The sequence below is a fragment of the Enterobacter sp. RHBSTW-01064 genome, from assembly GCF_014103035.1.
GTDB lineage: Bacteria > Pseudomonadota > Gammaproteobacteria > Enterobacterales > Enterobacteriaceae > Enterobacter > Enterobacter mori.
The window spans coordinates 386019-405616 of sequence record NZ_JABXOU010000003.1 but is presented as its reverse complement, the minus strand read 5'-3'; the positions used below and the strand labels follow the sequence as shown (position 1 = coordinate 405616).

12 protein-coding genes, 1 tRNA gene and 2 rRNA genes are annotated in these 19598 nt (G+C 55.1%); 4 read left to right on the top strand and 11 right to left on the bottom strand.

The window, feature by feature from the left end; all coding sequences use genetic code 11:
- Positions 1–3 precede the first annotated feature (3 nt).
- The 3 genes from HV355_RS12150 to HV355_RS12140 form a co-directional block, all read right to left on the bottom strand.
- Positions 4–2909, bottom strand: a 23S ribosomal RNA gene (locus HV355_RS12150).
- 192 nt (positions 2910–3101) lie between these two features.
- Positions 3102–3177, bottom strand: a tRNA-Glu gene (locus tag HV355_RS12145).
- Between the two features lie 85 nt (positions 3178–3262).
- A 16S ribosomal RNA gene (locus HV355_RS12140) occupies positions 3263–4802 on the bottom strand.
- The 16S and 23S rRNA genes sit together here with 1 tRNA gene alongside, the layout of an rRNA operon.
- A gap of 456 nt (positions 4803–5258) precedes the next feature.
- Between HV355_RS12140 and HV355_RS12135 the strand changes: the two genes are divergently transcribed.
- Both HV355_RS12135 and mdtD read left to right on the top strand, forming a co-directional pair.
- Positions 5259–5966: a FadR/GntR family transcriptional regulator gene (locus tag HV355_RS12135; protein ID WP_182402033.1), complete on the top strand. Its 708-nt coding sequence runs from the start codon at positions 5259–5261 to the stop codon at positions 5964–5966.
- A complete protein-coding gene (mdtD, locus tag HV355_RS12130) occupies positions 5963–7396 on the top strand; it encodes a multidrug transporter subunit MdtD (protein WP_010426613.1) in 1434 nt (477 codons plus the stop codon). The genes HV355_RS12135 and mdtD overlap by 4 nt, the downstream gene beginning before the upstream one ends.
- Here mdtD and rbsR read toward each other — a convergent pair.
- From rbsR to kup, 7 genes are all read right to left on the bottom strand, one after another.
- A complete protein-coding gene (gene rbsR / locus HV355_RS12125; protein WP_108417221.1) occupies positions 7362–8354 on the bottom strand; it encodes a ribose operon transcriptional repressor RbsR in 993 nt (330 codons plus the stop codon). The genes mdtD and rbsR overlap by 35 nt on opposite strands.
- A gap of 3 nt (positions 8355–8357) precedes the next feature.
- Entirely contained in the window at positions 8358–9287 is a 930-nt protein-coding gene (gene rbsK / locus HV355_RS12120; RefSeq protein WP_182402148.1) for a ribokinase, read from the bottom strand.
- Positions 9288–9393: 106 nt separating this feature from the next.
- Positions 9394–10284 (bottom strand): ribose ABC transporter substrate-binding protein RbsB, encoded by an 891-nt coding sequence (gene rbsB / locus HV355_RS12115; RefSeq protein ID WP_182402031.1) that lies wholly within the window; start codon positions 10282–10284, stop codon positions 9394–9396.
- Between the two features lie 27 nt (positions 10285–10311).
- The gene (gene rbsC / locus HV355_RS12110) at positions 10312–11277 is read right to left on the bottom strand and encodes a ribose ABC transporter permease (RefSeq protein WP_063202193.1); all 966 of its coding nucleotides are present in this window, start codon (positions 11275–11277) and stop codon (positions 10312–10314) included.
- 4 nt (positions 11278–11281) lie between these two features.
- The gene (gene rbsA, locus HV355_RS12105) at positions 11282–12787 is read right to left on the bottom strand and encodes a ribose ABC transporter ATP-binding protein RbsA (RefSeq protein WP_172701496.1); all 1506 of its coding nucleotides are present in this window, start codon (positions 12785–12787) and stop codon (positions 11282–11284) included.
- Between the two features lie 7 nt (positions 12788–12794).
- A complete protein-coding gene (rbsD, locus tag HV355_RS12100; protein WP_003862392.1) occupies positions 12795–13214 on the bottom strand; it encodes a D-ribose pyranase in 420 nt (139 codons plus the stop codon).
- A 216-nt stretch (positions 13215–13430) separates the two neighbouring features.
- Positions 13431–15299, bottom strand: coding sequence for a low affinity potassium transporter Kup (kup, locus tag HV355_RS12095; RefSeq protein ID WP_108417223.1), 1869 nt, complete (start codon positions 15297–15299; stop codon positions 13431–13433).
- Positions 15300–15521: 222 nt separating this feature from the next.
- Here kup and ravA point away from each other — a divergent pair, with 222 nt between their 5' ends.
- Together ravA and viaA are read left to right on the top strand one after the other, a co-directional pair.
- Entirely contained in the window at positions 15522–17018 is a 1497-nt protein-coding gene (ravA, locus tag HV355_RS12090; RefSeq protein ID WP_182402030.1) for an ATPase RavA, read from the top strand.
- Positions 17012–18463 (top strand): ATPase RavA stimulator ViaA, encoded by a 1452-nt coding sequence (gene viaA, locus HV355_RS12085; protein ID WP_182402028.1) that lies wholly within the window; start codon positions 17012–17014, stop codon positions 18461–18463. The genes ravA and viaA overlap by 7 nt, the downstream gene beginning before the upstream one ends.
- Here the strand turns inward: viaA and asnA are convergent, their stop codons facing one another.
- On the bottom strand, positions 18464–19456 hold the full coding sequence (asnA, locus tag HV355_RS12080; protein ID WP_089598342.1) for an aspartate--ammonia ligase: 993 nt from the start codon (positions 19454–19456) through the stop codon (positions 18464–18466).
- Positions 19457–19598: the final 142 nt, after the last annotated feature.

The following is a 19598-nucleotide window of genomic DNA, read 5'->3' as shown; positions in this document are numbered from 1 at the left end:
TGTAAGGTTAAGCCTCACGGTTCATTAGTATCGGTTAGCTCAACGCATCGCTGCGCTTACACACCCGACCTATCAACGTCGTAGTCTTCAACGTTCCTTCAGGACCCTTAAAGGGTCAGGGAGAACTCATCTCGGGGCAAGTTTCGTGCTTAGATGCTTTCAGCACTTATCTCTTCCGCATTTAGCTACCGGGCAATGCCATTGGCATGACAACCCGAACACCAGTGATGCGTCCACTCCGGTCCTCTCGTACTAGGAGCAGCCCCCCTCAATTCTCCAGCGCCCACGGCAGATAGGGACCGAACTGTCTCACGACGTTCTAAACCCAGCTCGCGTACCACTTTAAATGGCGAACAGCCATACCCTTGGGACCTACTTCAGCCCCAGGATGTGATGAGCCGACATCGAGGTGCCAAACACCGCCGTCGATATGAACTCTTGGGCGGTATCAGCCTGTTATCCCCGGAGTACCTTTTATCCGTTGAGCGATGGCCCTTCCATTCAGAACCACCGGATCACTATGACCTGCTTTCGCACCTGCTCGAGCCGTCACTCTCGCAGTCAAGCTAGCTTATGCCATTGCACTAACCTCCTGATGTCCGACCAGGATTAGCTAACCTTCGTGCTCCTCCGTTACTCTTTGGGAGGAGACCGCCCCAGTCAAACTACCCACCAGACACTGTCCGCAACCCGGATTACGGGTCTACGTTAGAACACCAGCCATTAAAGGGTGGTATTTCAAGGGCGGCTCCACGCAGACTGGCGTCCACGCTTCAAAGCCTCCCACCTATCCTACACATCAAGGACCAGTGTTCAGTGTCAAGCTATAGTAAAGGTTCACGGGGTCTTTCCGTCTTGCCGCGGGTACACTGCATCTTCACAGCGAGTTCAATTTCACTGAGTCTCGGGTGGAGACAGCCTGGCCATCATTACGCCATTCGTGCAGGTCGGAACTTACCCGACAAGGAATTTCGCTACCTTAGGACCGTTATAGTTACGGCCGCCGTTTACCGGGGCTTCGATCAAGAGCTTCGCGTTGCCGCTAACCCCATCAATTAACCTTCCGGCACCGGGCAGGCGTCACACCGTATACGTCCACTTTCGTGTTTGCACAGTGCTGTGTTTTTAATAAACAGTTGCAGCCAGCTGGTATCTTCGACTGATTTCAGCTCCACCCGCAGGGGCTTCACCTACACATCAGCGTGCCTTCTCCCGAAGTTACGGCACCATTTTGCCTAGTTCCTTCACCCGAGTTCTCTCAAGCGCCTTGGTATTCTCTACCTGACCACCTGTGTCGGTTTGGGGTACGATTTGATGTTACCTGATGCTTAGAGGCTTTTCCTGGAAGCAGGGCATTTGTTACTTCAGCACCGTAGTGCCTCGTCATCACACCTCAGCGTTAAAAGAGTTCCGGATTTACCTAAAACTCCCGCCTACATGCTTAAACCGGGACAACCGTCGCCCGGCTAACATAGCCTTCTCCGTCCCCCCTTCGCAGTAACACCAAGTACAGGAATATTAACCTGTTTCCCATCGACTACGCCTTTCGGCCTCGCCTTAGGGGTCGACTCACCCTGCCCCGATTAACGTTGGACAGGAACCCTTGGTCTTCCGGCGTGCGGGCTTTTCACCCGCATTATCGTTACTTATGTCAGCATTCGCACTTCTGATACCTCCAGCAACCCTCACAGGCCACCTTCAACGGCTTACAGAACGCTCCCCTACCCAACAACGCATAAGCGTCGCTGCCGCAGCTTCGGTGCATGGTTTAGCCCCGTTACATCTTCCGCGCAGGCCGACTCGACCAGTGAGCTATTACGCTTTCTTTAAATGATGGCTGCTTCTAAGCCAACATCCTGGCTGTCTGTGCCTTCCCACATCGTTTCCCACTTAACCATGACTTTGGGACCTTAGCTGGCGGTCTGGGTTGTTTCCCTCTTCACGACGGACGTTAGCACCCGCCGTGTGTCTCCCGTGATAACATTCTTCGGTATTCGTAGTTTGCATCGGGTTGGTAAGCCGGGATGGCCCCCTAGCCGAAACAGTGCTCTACCCCCGAAGATGAGTTCACGAGGCGCTACCTAAATAGCTTTCGGGGAGAACCAGCTATCTCCCGGTTTGATTGGCCTTTCACCCCCAGCCACAAGTCATCCGCTAATTTTTCAACATTAGTCGGTTCGGTCCTCCAGTTAGTGTTACCCAACCTTCAACCTGCCCATGGCTAGATCACCGGGTTTCGGGTCTATACCCTGCAACTTAACGCCCAGTTAAGACTCGGTTTCCCTTCGGCTCCCCTATACGGTTAACCTTGCTACAGAATATAAGTCGCTGACCCATTATACAAAAGGTACGCAGTCACCTAACAAGTAGGCTCCCACTGCTTGTACGTACACGGTTTCAGGTTCTTTTTCACTCCCCTCGCCGGGGTTCTTTTCGCCTTTCCCTCACGGTACTGGTTCACTATCGGTCAGTCAGGAGTATTTAGCCTTGGAGGATGGTCCCCCCATATTCAGACAGGATACCACGTGTCCCGCCCTACTCTTCGAGTTCACAGCAAGTGTGCTTTCGTGTACGGGACTATCACCCTGTACCGTGCGACTTTCCAGACGCTTCCACTAACACACAAGCTGATTCAGACTCTGGGCTGCTCCCCGTTCGCTCGCCGCTACTGGGGGAATCTCGGTTGATTTCTTTTCCTCGGGGTACTTAGATGTTTCAGTTCCCCCGGTTCGCCTCGTTAACCTATGTATTCAGTTAACGATAGTGTGTCGGAACACACTGGGTTTCCCCATTCGGACATCGCCGGGTCAAAGGTTCATATCACCTCGCCGGCGCTTTTCGCAGATTAGCACGTCCTTCATCGCCTCTGACTGCCAGGGCATCCACCGTGTACGCTTAGTCGCTTAACCTCACAACCCGAAGATGTTTCTTTCGATTCATCATCAAATTGCGAAAATTTGAGAGACTCGAACACACATAACATGTGTGTCGTTTCAATTTTCAGCTTGATCCAGATTTTTAAAGAGCAAATATCTCAAACGTCACCCGAAGATGAGTTTTGAGATATTAAGGCAGGTGACTTTCACTCACGAACCAGCAAGTGGCGTCCCCTAGGGGATTCGAACCCCTGTTACCGCCGTGAAAGGGCGGTGTCCTGGGCCTCTAGACGAAGGGGACACTGAAGTCTCAATCGCAAGACGCCTTGCTATTTACTTTTCATCAGACAATCTGTGTGGACACTACAAAGGCAGGTTCTTTAAGGTAAGGAGGTGATCCAACCGCAGGTTCCCCTACGGTTACCTTGTTACGACTTCACCCCAGTCATGAATCACAAAGTGGTAAGCGCCCTCCCGAAGGTTAAGCTACCTACTTCTTTTGCAACCCACTCCCATGGTGTGACGGGCGGTGTGTACAAGGCCCGGGAACGTATTCACCGTAGCATTCTGATCTACGATTACTAGCGATTCCGACTTCATGGAGTCGAGTTGCAGACTCCAATCCGGACTACGACGCACTTTATGAGGTCCGCTTGCTCTCGCGAGGTCGCTTCTCTTTGTATGCGCCATTGTAGCACGTGTGTAGCCCTACTCGTAAGGGCCATGATGACTTGACGTCATCCCCACCTTCCTCCAGTTTATCACTGGCAGTCTCCTTTGAGTTCCCGGCCGAACCGCTGGCAACAAAGGATAAGGGTTGCGCTCGTTGCGGGACTTAACCCAACATTTCACAACACGAGCTGACGACAGCCATGCAGCACCTGTCTCAGAGTTCCCGAAGGCACCAAAGCATCTCTGCTAAGTTCTCTGGATGTCAAGAGTAGGTAAGGTTCTTCGCGTTGCATCGAATTAAACCACATGCTCCACCGCTTGTGCGGGCCCCCGTCAATTCATTTGAGTTTTAACCTTGCGGCCGTACTCCCCAGGCGGTCGACTTAACGCGTTAGCTCCGGAAGCCACGCCTCAAGGGCACAACCTCCAAGTCGACATCGTTTACGGCGTGGACTACCAGGGTATCTAATCCTGTTTGCTCCCCACGCTTTCGCACCTGAGCGTCAGTCTTTGTCCAGGGGGCCGCCTTCGCCACCGGTATTCCTCCAGATCTCTACGCATTTCACCGCTACACCTGGAATTCTACCCCCCTCTACAAGACTCTAGCCTGCCAGTTTCGAATGCAGTTCCCAGGTTGAGCCCGGGGATTTCACATCCGACTTGACAGACCGCCTGCGTGCGCTTTACGCCCAGTAATTCCGATTAACGCTTGCACCCTCCGTATTACCGCGGCTGCTGGCACGGAGTTAGCCGGTGCTTCTTCTGCGGGTAACGTCAATTGCTGAGGTTATTAACCTCAACACCTTCCTCCCCGCTGAAAGTACTTTACAACCCGAAGGCCTTCTTCATACACGCGGCATGGCTGCATCAGGCTTGCGCCCATTGTGCAATATTCCCCACTGCTGCCTCCCGTAGGAGTCTGGACCGTGTCTCAGTTCCAGTGTGGCTGGTCATCCTCTCAGACCAGCTAGGGATCGTCGCCTAGGTGAGCCGTTACCCCACCTACTAGCTAATCCCATCTGGGCACATCTGATGGCAAGAGGCCCGAAGGTCCCCCTCTTTGGTCTTGCGACGTTATGCGGTATTAGCTACCGTTTCCAGTAGTTATCCCCCTCCATCAGGCAGTTTCCCAGACATTACTCACCCGTCCGCCGCTCGTCACCCGAGAGCAAGCTCTCTGTGCTACCGCTCGACTTGCATGTGTTAGGCCTGCCGCCAGCGTTCAATCTGAGCCATGATCAAACTCTTCAATTTAAGTTTGATGCTCGTGAATTAAACTTCGTAATGAATTACGTATGTTCACTCAGAGACTTGGTATTCATTTTTCGTCTTGCGACGTTAAGAATCCATGTCACTTTGAGTGCCCACACAGATTGTCTGATAAATTGTTAAAGAGCAGTGCAACGCGGCTTTCGCTCACCGTTGCGAGGTGGCGTATATTACGCTTTCCTCTTTCAGAGTCAAGCGTTTATTTTCGCTTTTCTCCGCTGACCCGGCGGCGTGTGTGCCGTTGTTCCGTGTCAGTGGAGGCGCATTATAGGGAGTTATTCTGAAGTGACAAGAGGAAATTTAAAAAAAGTTTCTGTCCGTGCTTTTTTTCACCAACACCGGTGAAATCAAGCTACAAATTGTTCTATTTGATGTATCTGCAACCACAATCACACCCGAGGTGGCATACTTATCAGCATGAATCATTAAGGAATAAAAGCGATGCCCTTAAGCGCACAACAGCTGGCAGCCCAAAAAAACCTGTCATATGTACTGGCAGAGAAGCTGGCTCAGCTGATTTTAGCGGGTAAATATGCCCCGGGTAGCATCCTGCCGGGCGAAATTGAACTGGGAGAACAGTTTGGGGTTAGCCGCACAGCCGTTCGCGAAGCAGTGAAAACGTTAACGGCAAAAGGCATGGTGCTCCCGCGTCCGCGCATTGGCACGCGAGTGATGCCTCAGGCTAACTGGAACTTCCTCGATCAGGAATTACTCTCCTGGTGGATGACCGAAGATAATTTCCATCAGGTCGTCGAACATTTTCTGGTGATGCGCAGCAGCCTCGAACCTCAGGCGTGTATGCTCGCCGCCACGCTCGGAACAGCCGAACAAAAAGCCCAGCTTAATACCTTAATGGCAGAGATGGCCTACCTGAAAAAACACTTTAACCGCGAACGCTGGATTGAAGTCGACATGGCCTGGCATGAACATATTTATACGATGAGCGCCAACCCGTTCCTGACCTCCTTTGCTTCATTATTCCATTCGGTGTACCACACGTACTTTACCTCTATTACCCAGGATGAAGTGGTGAAGCTGGAGCTGCACCAGGCAATTGTAGACGCCATTCAGGAGAGCGACGGGCAGCGTGCCCTGAGCGCGTGTCAGACATTGCTGGCCGCCCCCACCCACCAGCAGGTGACTAAATGACAAAGAAAAAAGCGCGCAGCATGGCCGGATTGCCGTGGATTGCAGCCATGGCGTTTTTTATGCAGGCACTGGATGCCACTATCCTTAACACCGCACTTCCCGCGATAGCCCAAAGCCTCAACCGTTCCCCACTGGCGATGCAGTCCGCCATCATCAGTTACACCCTGACGGTCGCGATGCTGATCCCCGTGAGCGGGTGGCTGGCTGACCGCTTCGGCACCCGTAAGATATTCATGCTGGCCGTGACGCTTTTCACGCTCGGCTCTCTGGCCTGCGCGCTCTCCACATCCCTCACTGAGCTGGTTATCTTCCGCGTGCTTCAGGGGATTGGCGGCGCGATGATGATGCCCGTCGCGCGTCTGGCGTTATTGCGAGCCTATCCGCGCAGCGAATTACTCCCGGTGTTGAATTTCGTCACTATGCCAGGTCTTGTCGGCCCGATACTGGGTCCGGTACTCGGCGGGGTGTTTGTCACCTGGGCAAGCTGGCACTGGATCTTCCTGATTAATATTCCGATTGGTGTGGCGGGCCTGTTTTATGCCCGCAAGTATATGCCGGACTTCACCACGCCAAGACGCAGCTTCGACATGGGCGGCTTTTTCCTGTTTGGCCTGAGCCTGGTGCTGTTCTCCAGCGGGATGGAGCTGTTTGGCGAGAAGATCGTCGCGACGTGGATGGCGCTCTCCGTTATCCTCGGCGGTATTCTGTTATTCCTTCTTTATATACGTCACGCGCGCCGTCACCCGACACCGTTAATCTCCCTGGGGCTCTTTAACACCCGAACGTTTTCCGTAGGGATAGCGGGCAACATTGCATCACGTCTGGGGACGGGTTGCGTACCGTTCCTGATGCCATTGATGCTGCAGGTCGGTTTCGGCTACCCGGCCCTGATTGCTGGTTGCATGATGGCTCCCACAGCGATGGGTTCGATCCTGGCAAAATCAACCGTCACGCAGGTGCTGCGCTGGTTTGGCTATCGTAAGACGCTGGTTGGGGTGACGGTGTTTATCGGGCTGATGATTGCGCAGTTCTCATTACAGTCCGCCGCGTTGCCGGTCTGGATGCTGATCCTGCCGCTGTTTGTGCTGGGCATGGCGATGTCGACGCAGTTCACGTCGATGAACACCATCACCCTCGCCGACCTGACTGACGAGAACGCCAGCAGCGGCAACAGCGTGCTGGCCGTCACACAGCAATTATCGATAAGTCTGGGCGTTGCCGTGAGTGCGGCGGTGCTGCGGTTTTATGAAGGCTTCGACAGCGCGAATACCGTTGAGCAGTTCCACTATACCTTTATTACCATGGGCGCACTCACCGTGGTGTCGGCGCTGGTCTTTATGCTGTTAAAACCGAAAGACGGCCGAAACCTGATTAAAGAGCGCCACAAAGAGAAAGCTAAACCGAACCGCGTTCCATCAGAACAGGAGTAAGCTGCAGACGTTGCTGCTGCAGCGAGGGCTGCGCCATACGGTGGATCAACACGTCGATGGCCAGCTCGCCCAGTTCATCTTTTGGCTGATGGATCGTGGTCAGCGGCGGCGTCATGTAGCTGGCCAGTTCGATATCGTCGTAGCCAATCACCGCCATATCGTCCGGCACGCGTAGCCCCGCCTGATACAACGCCTGGTAGGCACCAAACGCCATCGCGTCGTTACCAATAAACACCGCCTGCGGGCGCGGCTTTTGCGCCAGCAGTTTCTGCATCGCCTCGAAACCGCCGTTGAACTCAAAGTCGCCGGTGATCCGATAGCCATCAGGAATGGCAAGCCCCGCCCGTTCCATGGCAGAGAGATACCCTTCCAGACGCAAACGCGCCGGAGTTTTATCTAGCGGCCCCGTAATACAGGCAATGCGAGTATGGCCTTTATCAATCAGGTGCTGAGTCGCCATATCGCCGCCCAGCAGGGAGTTATCCTGAATCAGATCGCTGGTGCCGTCGAACGGTGCCCAGTCCATCATCACCGTTGGGATAGAAGGATAACGCTGGATAATCTCTTTCGAGGGCTGGTGCGTTTCGGTACAGAGCAGCAGTAGCCCGTCGACGCGTTTTTGCATCAGCGTTTCCAGGTTGCGGTTCATGCGCTGCTCATCGCCTTCGGTATTGCACAGCACCAGGCTGTAGCCACGCTCGAAGCAGCTGCGCTCCACGCCGCGTACAAGTTCAGAATAAAAAGGGTTGGTACTGGCGGTGATCAGCATACCGATGGTGCGCGTCTGGTTAAGCTTGAGGCTGCGCGCCAGCGCCGACGGCGCATAGTTGAGTTCTTTTATCGCCGCGTCGACTTTTTCCCGGATCGCCTCGCTGACGAAGCGATCGTTATTGATGACGTGAGAGACCGTCGAGGTAGAAACTCCCGCCATGCGGGCGACATCTTTCATTGTGGCCAAGCGTTACCCCTGCTGACTTAAGAATTCATCGATCTCTTTACGCCATGGAACGGAAGGCTGGGCACCCTTACGCGTCACCGCAATCGCGGCGGCAGCATGTGCGAAGCGGATGGCCTCATCCATTGCTCTTCCTTCCAGCAGCGCCGTCACCAGCGCACCGTTAAAGGTATCTCCCGCCGCAATGGTATCGATGGCTTTAACCTTAAAGCCCGGCACGCGGCGGCCTTCGCCATTTGCACTTACCCACACTCCGCGGCTACCAAGGGTGATAATCACGGTGCCGATGCCTTTATCATGCAGTGCACCCGCGGCTCGCGCAGCATCGTCATCATTTTCTACGCGGATGCCCGTCAGCTTTTCGGCTTCGGTTTCGTTCGGCGTAATGATGTCCACCAGCGCCAGCAGCTCGTCTGATAATACACGGGCTGGAGCCGGGTTAAGTACGACAGTGGTATGATTTTCATGTGCAATTTTGGCGGCAGCCAGCACGCTTTCAACCGGTGACTCCAGCTGCATCAGCAGGACGTCGGCTCCGCTAATGATTGCACGTTGCGCTTCTACACGCTCCGTTGTCAGCGCAGCGTTAGCGCCAGCATGAATACCGATAACATTCTCACCTTCCGCGTTGACGAAAATCAGCGCCACGCCCGTAGATTCCCCTTCGACTACGCTCACTGGCGAAACATCAATGTTGTCGCTCGCCAGCTGTTTGCGTACGCGCTCACCGGTATCGTCATCGCCGGTACAGGCGATAAACGCGATATTTGCCCCGCTGCGTCCGGCGGCGACGGCCTGGTTTGCGCCTTTACCGCCGAAGGCCACCTGGTACTGGTTACCCGTGACGGTTTCACCCGGTGTCGGGAAGGTTTCAAGGTTAAGAATGTGATCGGCATTGATACTGCCAAGGACGACGAGGTTGCCTGCGGTTTTCATGGTTGGGTTGTCCATCTGAGAGCGCCACCGGTGTTACCCGGTGGCGTATGCCACACTTTTCTTTATTGGTGTCCCTCAGGCAGCCAGCGACTGCCTGATTCGCCTTTTACTGCTTGATGACCAGCTTCAGGTCAACCGGGTATTTGGCCTGAACTTTTTCGCCCTTCAGCATTTTGTCGGCAGTTTCAACGCCAGTCGCGCCAATCTGCTCAGGCAGCTGAGCAATGGTCGCAGCCAGTTTGCCATCATTTACTGCTTTTTCACCATCCGGCGTGCCGTCAAATCCGACAACCATCACATCAGATTTACCTGCGGTCTGCAGGGCACGCAGCGCGCCCAGCGCCATTTCGTCGTTCTGCGCGAATACGGCCTGCACGTCAGGATGCGCAGTCAGCAGGTTCTGCATAACGTTCAGACCTTTAGTACGGTCGAAGTCGGCCGGCTGGCTCGCCAGCACGTTGAATTTGTGTGCAGCCACTGCCTGCTGGAAACCTTCACCACGCTCGCGCGCTGCGGAAGTCCCGGCAATGCCCTGCAGTTCGATAACTTTTGCGCCTTCACCGGCTTTCTTCGCGATGTAATCACCGGCGATTTTACCGCCCAGCACGTTATCAGACGCAATGTGGCTGACCACCTCACCTTTAGACGCCTGACGGTCCAGAGTGATCACCGGAATTTTCGCCTGGTTTGCCATCTTCACGGCGTTACCTACGGCATCAGAATCGGTTGGGTTGATCAGCAGAATTTTGGTGCCACGAACGGTTAAGTCCTGAACGTTGGCCAGTTCTTTCGCTGGGTTGTTCTGAGAATCCAGCACCACCAGGTTGTAGCCCAGTTTGTCCGCTTCTTTCTGCGCGCCGTCCTTCAGGGAGACGAAGAACGGGTTGTTCAGGGTAGAGACAACCAGCGCGATGGTATCTTTCGCCATGGCGTTAGCACTTACGGTTGCGCTCAGCGCGACAGCAGAAACCAGGGTAGCCAGTTTTTTCATGTTCATATCTAAGATGTCCTGTAGTGTCGTCAGTTACTGTTTTTTGTTGTCTACCAGTACCGCCAGCAAAATCACCACTGCCTTAACGATCATCTGGTAATAGGAGGAAACACCTAACAAATTCAAACCATTATTCAGGAAACCAAGAATCAGTGCGCCGATCAATGTCCCAACAATGCGACCTTTACCGCCCGCAAGACTCGTACCGCCCAGAACCACTGCCGCAATGGCATCCAGCTCATACCCCGTACCTGCCGTCGGCTGCGCAGAAGAGAGGCGCGCCACTTCGATGATGCCCGCCAGTGACGCCAGCAGACCGCACAGGGAGTAAACGATAATTTTGACTTTATTCACGCTGATACCAGACAGACGCGTTGCCGCTTCGTTACCGCCCAGCGCATAGATATAACGGCCCAGACGGGTGTGATGCAGCATGTACCACGCCGCCAGGAAGACGATAGCCATGATCCAGACCGGGGTAGGAACACCCAGCGGACGACCGATACCGAACCAGCCAAACAGATCGGCATTCTCGGTAAAGCCGGTATTCACCGGGCTGCCGTTGGTGTACACCATGGTCACACCGCGCAGAAGCAGCATCATCACCAGCGTGGCGATGAACGCCTGAACGCGGCCTTTTGCCACAATCACGCCAGTTACGGCACCAATCGCCGCGCCTGCCGCCAGGGCAGCGGCCACGGCCACCAGCGCGTTGACCTCAATCCCTACAATTGAAGCGGCGATCGCACCGGTGAGCGCCAGCAGGGAACCGACGGACAGATCGATACCCGAGGTCAAAATCACCAGCGTCATGCCGACCGCCATAATGGCGTTCACCGACGTCTGCTGCAGAATATTAAACAGGTTATTAACGGTGAAGAAATTCGGGCTCATGGTCGACACAATCGCGATCAGCACCAGCAGGGCAATCAGCGATTTTTGTTCCATCAGCCATGCCTTTGTGAAATAGCGGCGACCAGAAACAGCCTGGGTAGTCATCTTCTTACTCCTGATTCACGCGATTAAGCTTGCCCACAGCGGCAGCCATCAGAACTTCCTGGGTGGCCTGCTCGCGAGTGAATTCACCGCCGAGATGCCCTTCATGCATGACGATTATGCGATCGCTCATGCCTAATACTTCTGGCATCTCGGAAGAGACCAGAATGATGCTCAGACCATCGGCCTTAAACTGGTTAATCAGCTGATAGATCTCTTTCTTCGCGCCCACGTCCACGCCGCGGGTTGGCTCGTCGAGGATCAACACTTTCGGGCGCGTCATCAGCCCGCGCGCAATCGCCACTTTTTGCTGATTCCCCCCGGATAAGAGGCCAATCGCCTGCTCCATCGACGGGGTTTTGACGTTAAAGAGGCGGATAAAATCGCTCACTGCCTGCTGCTCGTCTTTATGCTTCAGCGTACCGCCGCTGTGGCTGAAATAGCGCAGCGCGGTCAGGGACATGTTCTCTTTTACCGACATCCCCAGCACCAGGCCGTCGCGTTTGCGGTCTTCGGAGATATAGACGATGCCGTTCGCCAGACCATCCTGCGGAGAGCGAGTGACCACTTCATGACCGTCGAGGGTGACATAACCGCTGGTACGCGGCAGTGCGCCGTACAACACTTTCATCAGCTCGGTACGTCCGGCCCCCATCAGACCCGCCACGCCCAGGATCTCGCCCTGGCGCAGGGTAAAGGTCACGTCGTTCACGCCCGGACCACAGAGGTTATCCACCTTCAGGCGGATCTCACCCGGCGCTTTATCCAGATGCGGATACTGATCTTCCAGCTTACGTCCCACCATCATTTCGATAAGCGAATCTTCAGTCAGCGTCGCCACTTCGCGCTCGGCAATAAACTGTCCGTCGCGGAAGACGGTGACATCATCGCAGATTTCGAAGATCTCTTTCATACGGTGAGAGATATAGACAATCCCGCGCCCCTGCGATTTCAGCTCGCGGATCACGCGGAACAGGGATTCAGTTTCGGTATCGGTCAGGGCATCGGTCGGTTCATCCATAATGATGACCTTCGACTCAAAGCTCAGTACCTTCGCGATTTCCACCATCTGCTGATCGCCAATCGAGAGATCGCCCACCAGACGGTCGCTCCTAAAGCGCAGGTTCAGCTTCGCCAGCAGCTTGTCCGCTTCGGCATACATGGTTTTCCAGTCGATTTTGCCGAACCGGTTTACGAACTCGCGGCCCAGGAAGATGTTCTCCGCAATGGTAAGCTGCGGGATCAGGTTAAGCTCCTGGTGGATAATGCCAATACCGGCTTCCTGAGAAGATTTCGGGCCGTTGAAGGTGGTCTCTTTACCCAGCCAGACGAGTGAGCCGGCATCGCGTTGATAGATACCGGTCAGCACTTTCATCATGGTGGATTTGCCGGCGCCGTTCTCACCCACCAGCGCCATCACGCGCCCGGGGTAGACGTTCAGCGCCGCGCCGGAGAGGGCTTTTACGCCCGGGAACGACTTATCGATCCCTTTGAGTTGCAGTAATGCGTCCATGATGGCCTCAGAAGGTGACGCCAGCACAGAGAATGATATTCGCATACGGGGAACACTCCCCGCTGCGAATCACCGCCTGACTGTCTGCGGTTTGTTGTTTGAACTGTTCGTGCGTCGTGTAACGAATTTCTATGGTGTTTCCCTGGTGTTGTTGCAGTTGCTCAATGTGGCTGAGCAACGTTTCGTGGAGTTGCGGATTATGTTGTTTGATTTCCGCCGCGAGAATGGCTGCCTCAACCTGCATCTCCGCCGTCACGACTTCCAGTACCTGCATAAACGAAGGAACACCCTGCGTTAACGCCATATCGATACGGGTTGTGCTGCGCGGAACCGGTAAGCCTGCATCGCAAACCACCAGCGTATCGGTATGCCCAAGACGGGAAATAACCGATGAGATTTCTGAGTTGAGAACCGTGCCTTTCTTCATTTTCTTGCTCCACTAGCGAAACGTTTCGCTAAAAGTAGTGTAGACGCAAGAGTGTTCAGAAAACCATCATGACGTAACAGATTTGTGATCGACGTCGAAACGTTTCGCTAAGTGAAATATGGAGGGGATAAATTGCCCGGCGGCGCTTCGCTTGCGCGGGCCTACAGGTTCGGTAGGCCGGGTAAGCGAAGCGCCACCCGGCATTTTCAGGAGGGACTAGATCTCGACCTGCGTTCCCAGCTCAATCACGCGGTTAGGCGGGATCTCAAACTGGTCAGGCGCGCGCAGGGCGTTACGCTGCAGGATGAGGTACAGCTTGCCGCGCAGGCGCAGATACCACGGGCGCTTGCCGATGATCAGCGACTCGTGCGACATAAAGAACGACGTCTCCATCATCCGGCAGCTCAGCCCTTCCAGACCGCAGCGGTGGAACACCTCTTCCACGTTCGGCGTTTCGCGCCAGCCGTAGCTTGCCACCACGCGCCAGAAAGTCGGCGACAGTTGCTCAATCTGCACGCGGCGCACGTTGTGGACATACGGCGCATCTTCGGTGCGCAGCGTCAGCAGGATTACCCGCTCGTGCAGCACTTTGTTGTGCTTGAGGTTATGCATCAGCGCGAACGGAATCACGTTCAATGCTCGAGACATATATACCGCGGTACCCGGCACGCGCACCGGCGGGGATTTCTCCAGAGAAGCGATCATCGCCTCCAGAGAATTCCCGTGCTCGTGCATGCGGCGCAGCAGTCGGAAACGCTCGCTTTTCCAGGTGGTCATGACAATGAACATCACCAGACCCAGCGTCAGCGGCAGCCAGCCACCGGACACTATCTTGTCGAGGTTCGCAGAGAACAGCGGCACGTCGATGCACAGGAAGCCCACAAGAATCATCGCCACGAGGAATTTATTCCAGTGCCAGTTACGGTACGCCACCGTTGTGGAGAGAATCGACGTCAGCACCATCGTACCGGTCACGGCAATACCGTACGCCGCCGCCAGGTTACTGGAGTGCTCGAAGCTAACGATGACGATCACCACCGCAAAATAGAGCAGCCAGTTAATGAAAGGAATGTAGATCTGGCCGGACTCCATCTCCGAGGTATGGATGATGCGCATCGGTGAGAGATAACCCAGACGCACGGCCTGGCGCGTCAGAGAAAACACGCCGGAAATCACCGCCTGAGAGGCAATGACGGTCGCCAGCGTCGCCAGGATCAGCATCGGCACCAGCGCCCAGTCCGGCGCCAGCAGGAAGAACGGGTTCTTAATCGCCTCTGGGTTTGTAAGCAGCAGCGCGCCCTGGCCGAAGTAGTTCAGCACCAGCGACGGCAGCACCACAATAAACCATGCCACACGGATAGGCAGTTTCCCGAAGTGCCCCATGTCAGCATACAGCGCTTCCACACCGGTAATGGAGAGCACGACGGCACCCAGCGCCACGAAGGAAACCACTTTATATTCGAGGAAGAAATGCACCGCCCAGTAAGGGTTCAGCGCATGCAGCACTTCCGGGTTCGCGATAATGCTGCGCAATCCAAGCGCAGCCAGGACCAGGAACCAGGCCAGCATAATCGGCGCAAACAGTTTCCCCACCAGCCCGGTACCGTGCTTTTGGATCACAAACAGCAGCGTCAGAACGATAATGGCCAGCGGAACCACCCATGTCTCGAGCTGTGGCGCGATAATTTCAAGCCCCTCTATCGCCGAGAGCACCGAAATAGCGGGCGTTATCACCACTTCCCCGTAGAAGAAACTGCCGCCAATCAGCCCGATGATCACGAGCACCGACGTCATTCTGGCAGAGGTATTGCGTCCGGCAAGGGACATCAGCGTCAGGATACCGCCTTCGCCTGCGTTATCTGCACGCATGACGAAAGAGAGATATTTAACGGAAACGACCAGAATCAGCAGCCAGAAGATGAGTGACAGGAAACCAAAAACGGCATCGCGTTCAACACCAAACCCAAACTGGCCGGACAAACATTCACGTAGCGTATACAGCGGGCTGGTGCCGATATCACCATAGACAACCCCGATCGCCGCAAGCGTAATTGCGGGTAATGATTGCTTATTATCAGTGCTCATAGACTAGTCTTTTCGTTTAAATAACAAATGTGTGCCTAGTCCCTTGGCCCACAAAAAGCGCACAGTATGCACGATTCACTGCAAAATCGTACCCCTAAATGCAACCGCGTTAATGTAGCGCAAAGTAAATTGCGCCGCACTTCAGTCTATTACCAGCCCTGACCGAAACGTCTATACTCGCTTCAATTGGCCGCCACGACGGCGAAAGGATGCAAAACTATTATGGCTCACTCACATTTATTAGCAGAAAGAATTTCCCGCCTTAGCAGCGCGCTGGAGAAAGGCCTTTACGAGCGTAGCCACGCCATTCGCCTCTGTCTACTAGCGGCATTGAGCGGTGAAAGCGTGTTTTTGCTGGGTCCACCGGGCATTGCCAAAAGCCTGATTGCCCGCAGGCTCAAATTTGCTTTTCAGAACGCCCGCGCCTTCGAATATCTCATGACCCGCTTTTCCACCCCCGAAGAAGTGTTTGGCCCGCTTTCCATTCAGGCGCTGAAAGATGAAGGGCGCTATGAGCGTTTGACGGCGGGGTATCTGCCAGAGGCTGAAATTGTCTTTCTTGATGAGATCTGGAAAGCCGGCCCGGCGATTCTGAATACCCTGCTGACGGCGATTAACGAACGTCGGTTCCGCAACGGTGCCAGCGAAGAGAAAATCCCGATGCGCCTGCTGGTGGCGGCCTCCAACGAACTGCCTGAAGCCGACAGCAGCCTGGAAGCGCTGTATGACCGCATGTTGATCCGCCTGTGGCTGGACAAAGTGCAGGATAAATCAAATTTCCGCTCCCTGCTGATAAGCCAGCAGGATGAGAACGAGAATCCGGTGTCTGCTTCGCTGCAGGTCACCGATGAGGAGTATCACCAGTGGCAACAGGACATCGGCAAAATCACCCTGCCCGACGCGGTCTTTGAGCTGATCTTCATGCTGCGCCAACAGCTTGATTTGCTGCCTGCTGCACCTTACGTCTCTGACCGTCGCTGGAAAAAAGCGATCCGTCTGTTGCAGGCCAGCGCCTTGTTCAGTGGTCGTGATGCCGTTGCGCCAATCGATCTCATCCTGCTAAAAGACTGCCTGTGGCACGATGCCGAAGGGATGAATTTGATGCAGCAGCAGCTTGAAATATTGATGACCGGACACGCCTGGGGGCAGCAGGCGATGCTCAACCAGCTGGGGGCGATTGCCCAACGGCGCATCCAGCTTCAGCAGCAGCAAAGTGATAAAACCGCGCTGAAAGTGAATCGCCTTGGTGGCATGTTCGCCCGCAAACCGCACTATGAGCTTCCTGCCGATCTGACTGGTACGACGCTCACGCTGCTGCTCCAGCAGCCGCTCAAACTGCACGATATGCAGGTGGTCCACATTACGATTGAGCGCGAAACGCTGGCGCAGTGGCTCGATAAGGACGGTGAGATCCGCGGCAAGCTCAACGGTATTGGTTTTGCCCAGCCGCTGACGATGGAAGTGGATAGCAGCCAGCATCTGGTGATCCGCGATGTCAGCCTGCAAGGATCGCGTCTGGCGCTGCCGGGCACCGCTTCGGATAGCGTGCCGGAAGAGATCACGCAGCAGCTGGAAGCGCTGGATACGGAATGGCACCAGCAGCACACGCGCTTCAGCGAGCAGCAAAAATGCCTCTTTATTCATAGCGACTGGTTAGGTCGTATCGAAGCCAGCCTGCAGGACGTCAGCGCGCAGATCAAACAGGCGCGTCAATGCTAACGCTGGACACGCTCAACGTGATGCTGGCAGTCAGCGAGGAAGGGTTGATCGAAGAGGTGGTCATTACCCTTCTGGCTTCGCCGCAGCTGGCGGCTTTCTTTGAAAAATTCCCCAAGCTCAAAAAGGCGATGACCGACGATCTCCCACGCTGGCGCGATAACCTTCGCCAGCGGTTTAAGGAGACGGAAGTTCCGCCTGAATTGACGGAGGAGGTCGCCAGCTATCAGCAGTGCCAACGGCTGTCGACACCGCAGTTTATCGTCCAGCTACCGCAAACCCTTACGCTGCTTGATAAAGTCCACTCTCCGTTTGCCAGCCAGGCGCGGGCGCTGGTTACGGATAACGCCACCTTTACCCCCGCGCTGCATACCCTGTTTTTACAGCGCTGGCGGCTTAGCCTGGTGGTTCAGGCCACAACGCTGAACCAGCAGCTGCTGGATGAAGAGCGTGAACAGCTGCTCAGCGAAGTTCAGGAGCGTATGACGCTGAGCGGCCAGCTTGAAGAGGTGCTGGTAGAAAATGAAAACGCTGCCGGACGCCTCTGGGACATGAGCGCCGGGCAGCTGAAGCGCGGGGACTACCAGCTGATCGTGAAGTACGGCGACTTTCTCACGCAGCAGCCCGAGCTGATGAAGCTTGCGGAACAGCTTGGCCGCTCGCGGGAGGCAAAATCGGTCCCAAAGAAAGACGCGCCGATGGAAACCTTCCGCACGCTGGTCCGCGAACCGGCCACCGTGCCCGAGCAGGTGGATGGATTGCAGCAAAGCGACGACATCTTACGCCTGCTGCCGACCGAGCTAAGCACGCTGGGGATGACCGAGCTGGAATATGAGTTCTATCGTCGGCTGGCGGAAAAGCAGCTCCTCACCTATCGACTGCATGGGGAATCCTGGCGCGAGAAGGTAAGCCAGCGTCCAGTGGTTCATCAGGACTTTGATGAGCAGCCGCGCGGGCCTTTTATTGTCTGCGTGGATACGTCCGGATCGATGGGCGGGTTTAACGAGCAGTGCGCGAAGGCGTTCTGCCTGGCGCTGATGCGCGTCGCGCTCGCCGATCGGCGCCGCTGCTTCATCATGCTGTTCTCCAGCGAGGTGGTGGGCTATGAATTGACGAACCAGCAGGGGATCGAACAGGCGATCCGCTTTTTGAGCCAGCGTTTTCGCGGCGGTACCGATCTGGCCAGCTGTTTTCGCAGCATTGTGGAGCGTATGCAGGGTGGTGACTGGTACGACGCCGATGCGGTGGTAATTTCCGATTTCATCGCCCAGCGGTTGCCGGATGACGTGGTGAATAAAGTGAAGGAGTTACAGCGGGTGCACCAGCACCGGTTCCATGCCGTCGCGATGTCCGCGCATGGAAAACCCGGCATCATGCGCATCTTCGATCATATCTGGCGCTTTGATACCGGGCTGCGTAGCCGTCTGCTCAGACGCTGGCGGCGTTAATTAAAGAAGAGAACCGACGCTTTCACGTACCTGCTGCGGCCATACGCCACACTGCACCTGACCGATATGTGGCAGTTGAAGCAGCAGCATGGTCAGACGGGACTGTCCGATACCGCCGCCGATGGTCTGCGGCATTTCACCGCGCAGCAGCGCCTGGTGCCACTCCAATTTGAGGCGATCTTCATCACCAGTAACCGCCAACTGACGCTTCAGTGCCTCCGCATCCACGCGGATCCCCATAGAAGAGAGCTCAAAGGCATCTTCCAGAACCGGGTTCCAGACCAGAATATCACCGTTCAGACCGGCAAATTCAGATTCACCTGCAGTGCTCCAGTCGTCGTAGTCCGGCGCACGGACGTCGTGACGTTTGCCGTCAGACAATTTCCCGCCGATCCCGATCAGGAAAACGGCACCTAACTCTTTAGCAATCGCACGTTCACGACCTTTGGCATCCAGACCCGGGAAGCGGCTCAGCAGTTCCTGACTGTGTACAAAGTGGATCGTTTCCGGCAGGAACGGTGCCAGACCAAACTCTTTGCTCACTGCCGCTTCGGTGGCTTTGATTCCGGCGTAGATCGCTTCAACGGTAGATTTCAGCGTGCCAACGTGGCGCTCGCCGTCACCCATCACGCGCTCCCAGTCCCACTGGTCAACGTATACGGAGTGAATTGGAGTGAGGCGATCTTCGTCGGGACGAAGGGCTTTCATGTGCGTGTAAAGTCCTTCGCCCGCGCTGAAGTCGTGTTGCCCCAGAGTTTGACGCTTCCATTTCGCCAGGGAATGAACCACTTCGAACTGGGCGTCTGGCAGTGTTTTCACTTTCACCTGTACCGCTTTTTCGCATCCAGACAAGTTATCCTGCGTCCCGTCACCCACGCGGCTGAGAATTGGCGCCTGAACTTCAATCAGGCCAAGCTTCTCTTCCAGCTGGCGGGAAAAATGGGATTTAACGAAACTGATCTGGCGTTGTTTTGCAATGTAAGCGGTTTTCATTATTTATACTCCTGCGTCCTGTTGGTACTGATTAAGCAACAGAACCGGCACTTAATTCAATAACCCATCAACAAAAAGCCGACTTCACTTTTGATTCGTTAAAATAAGACGCTAGAATAGAGTGATTCATTAATCTTCATAA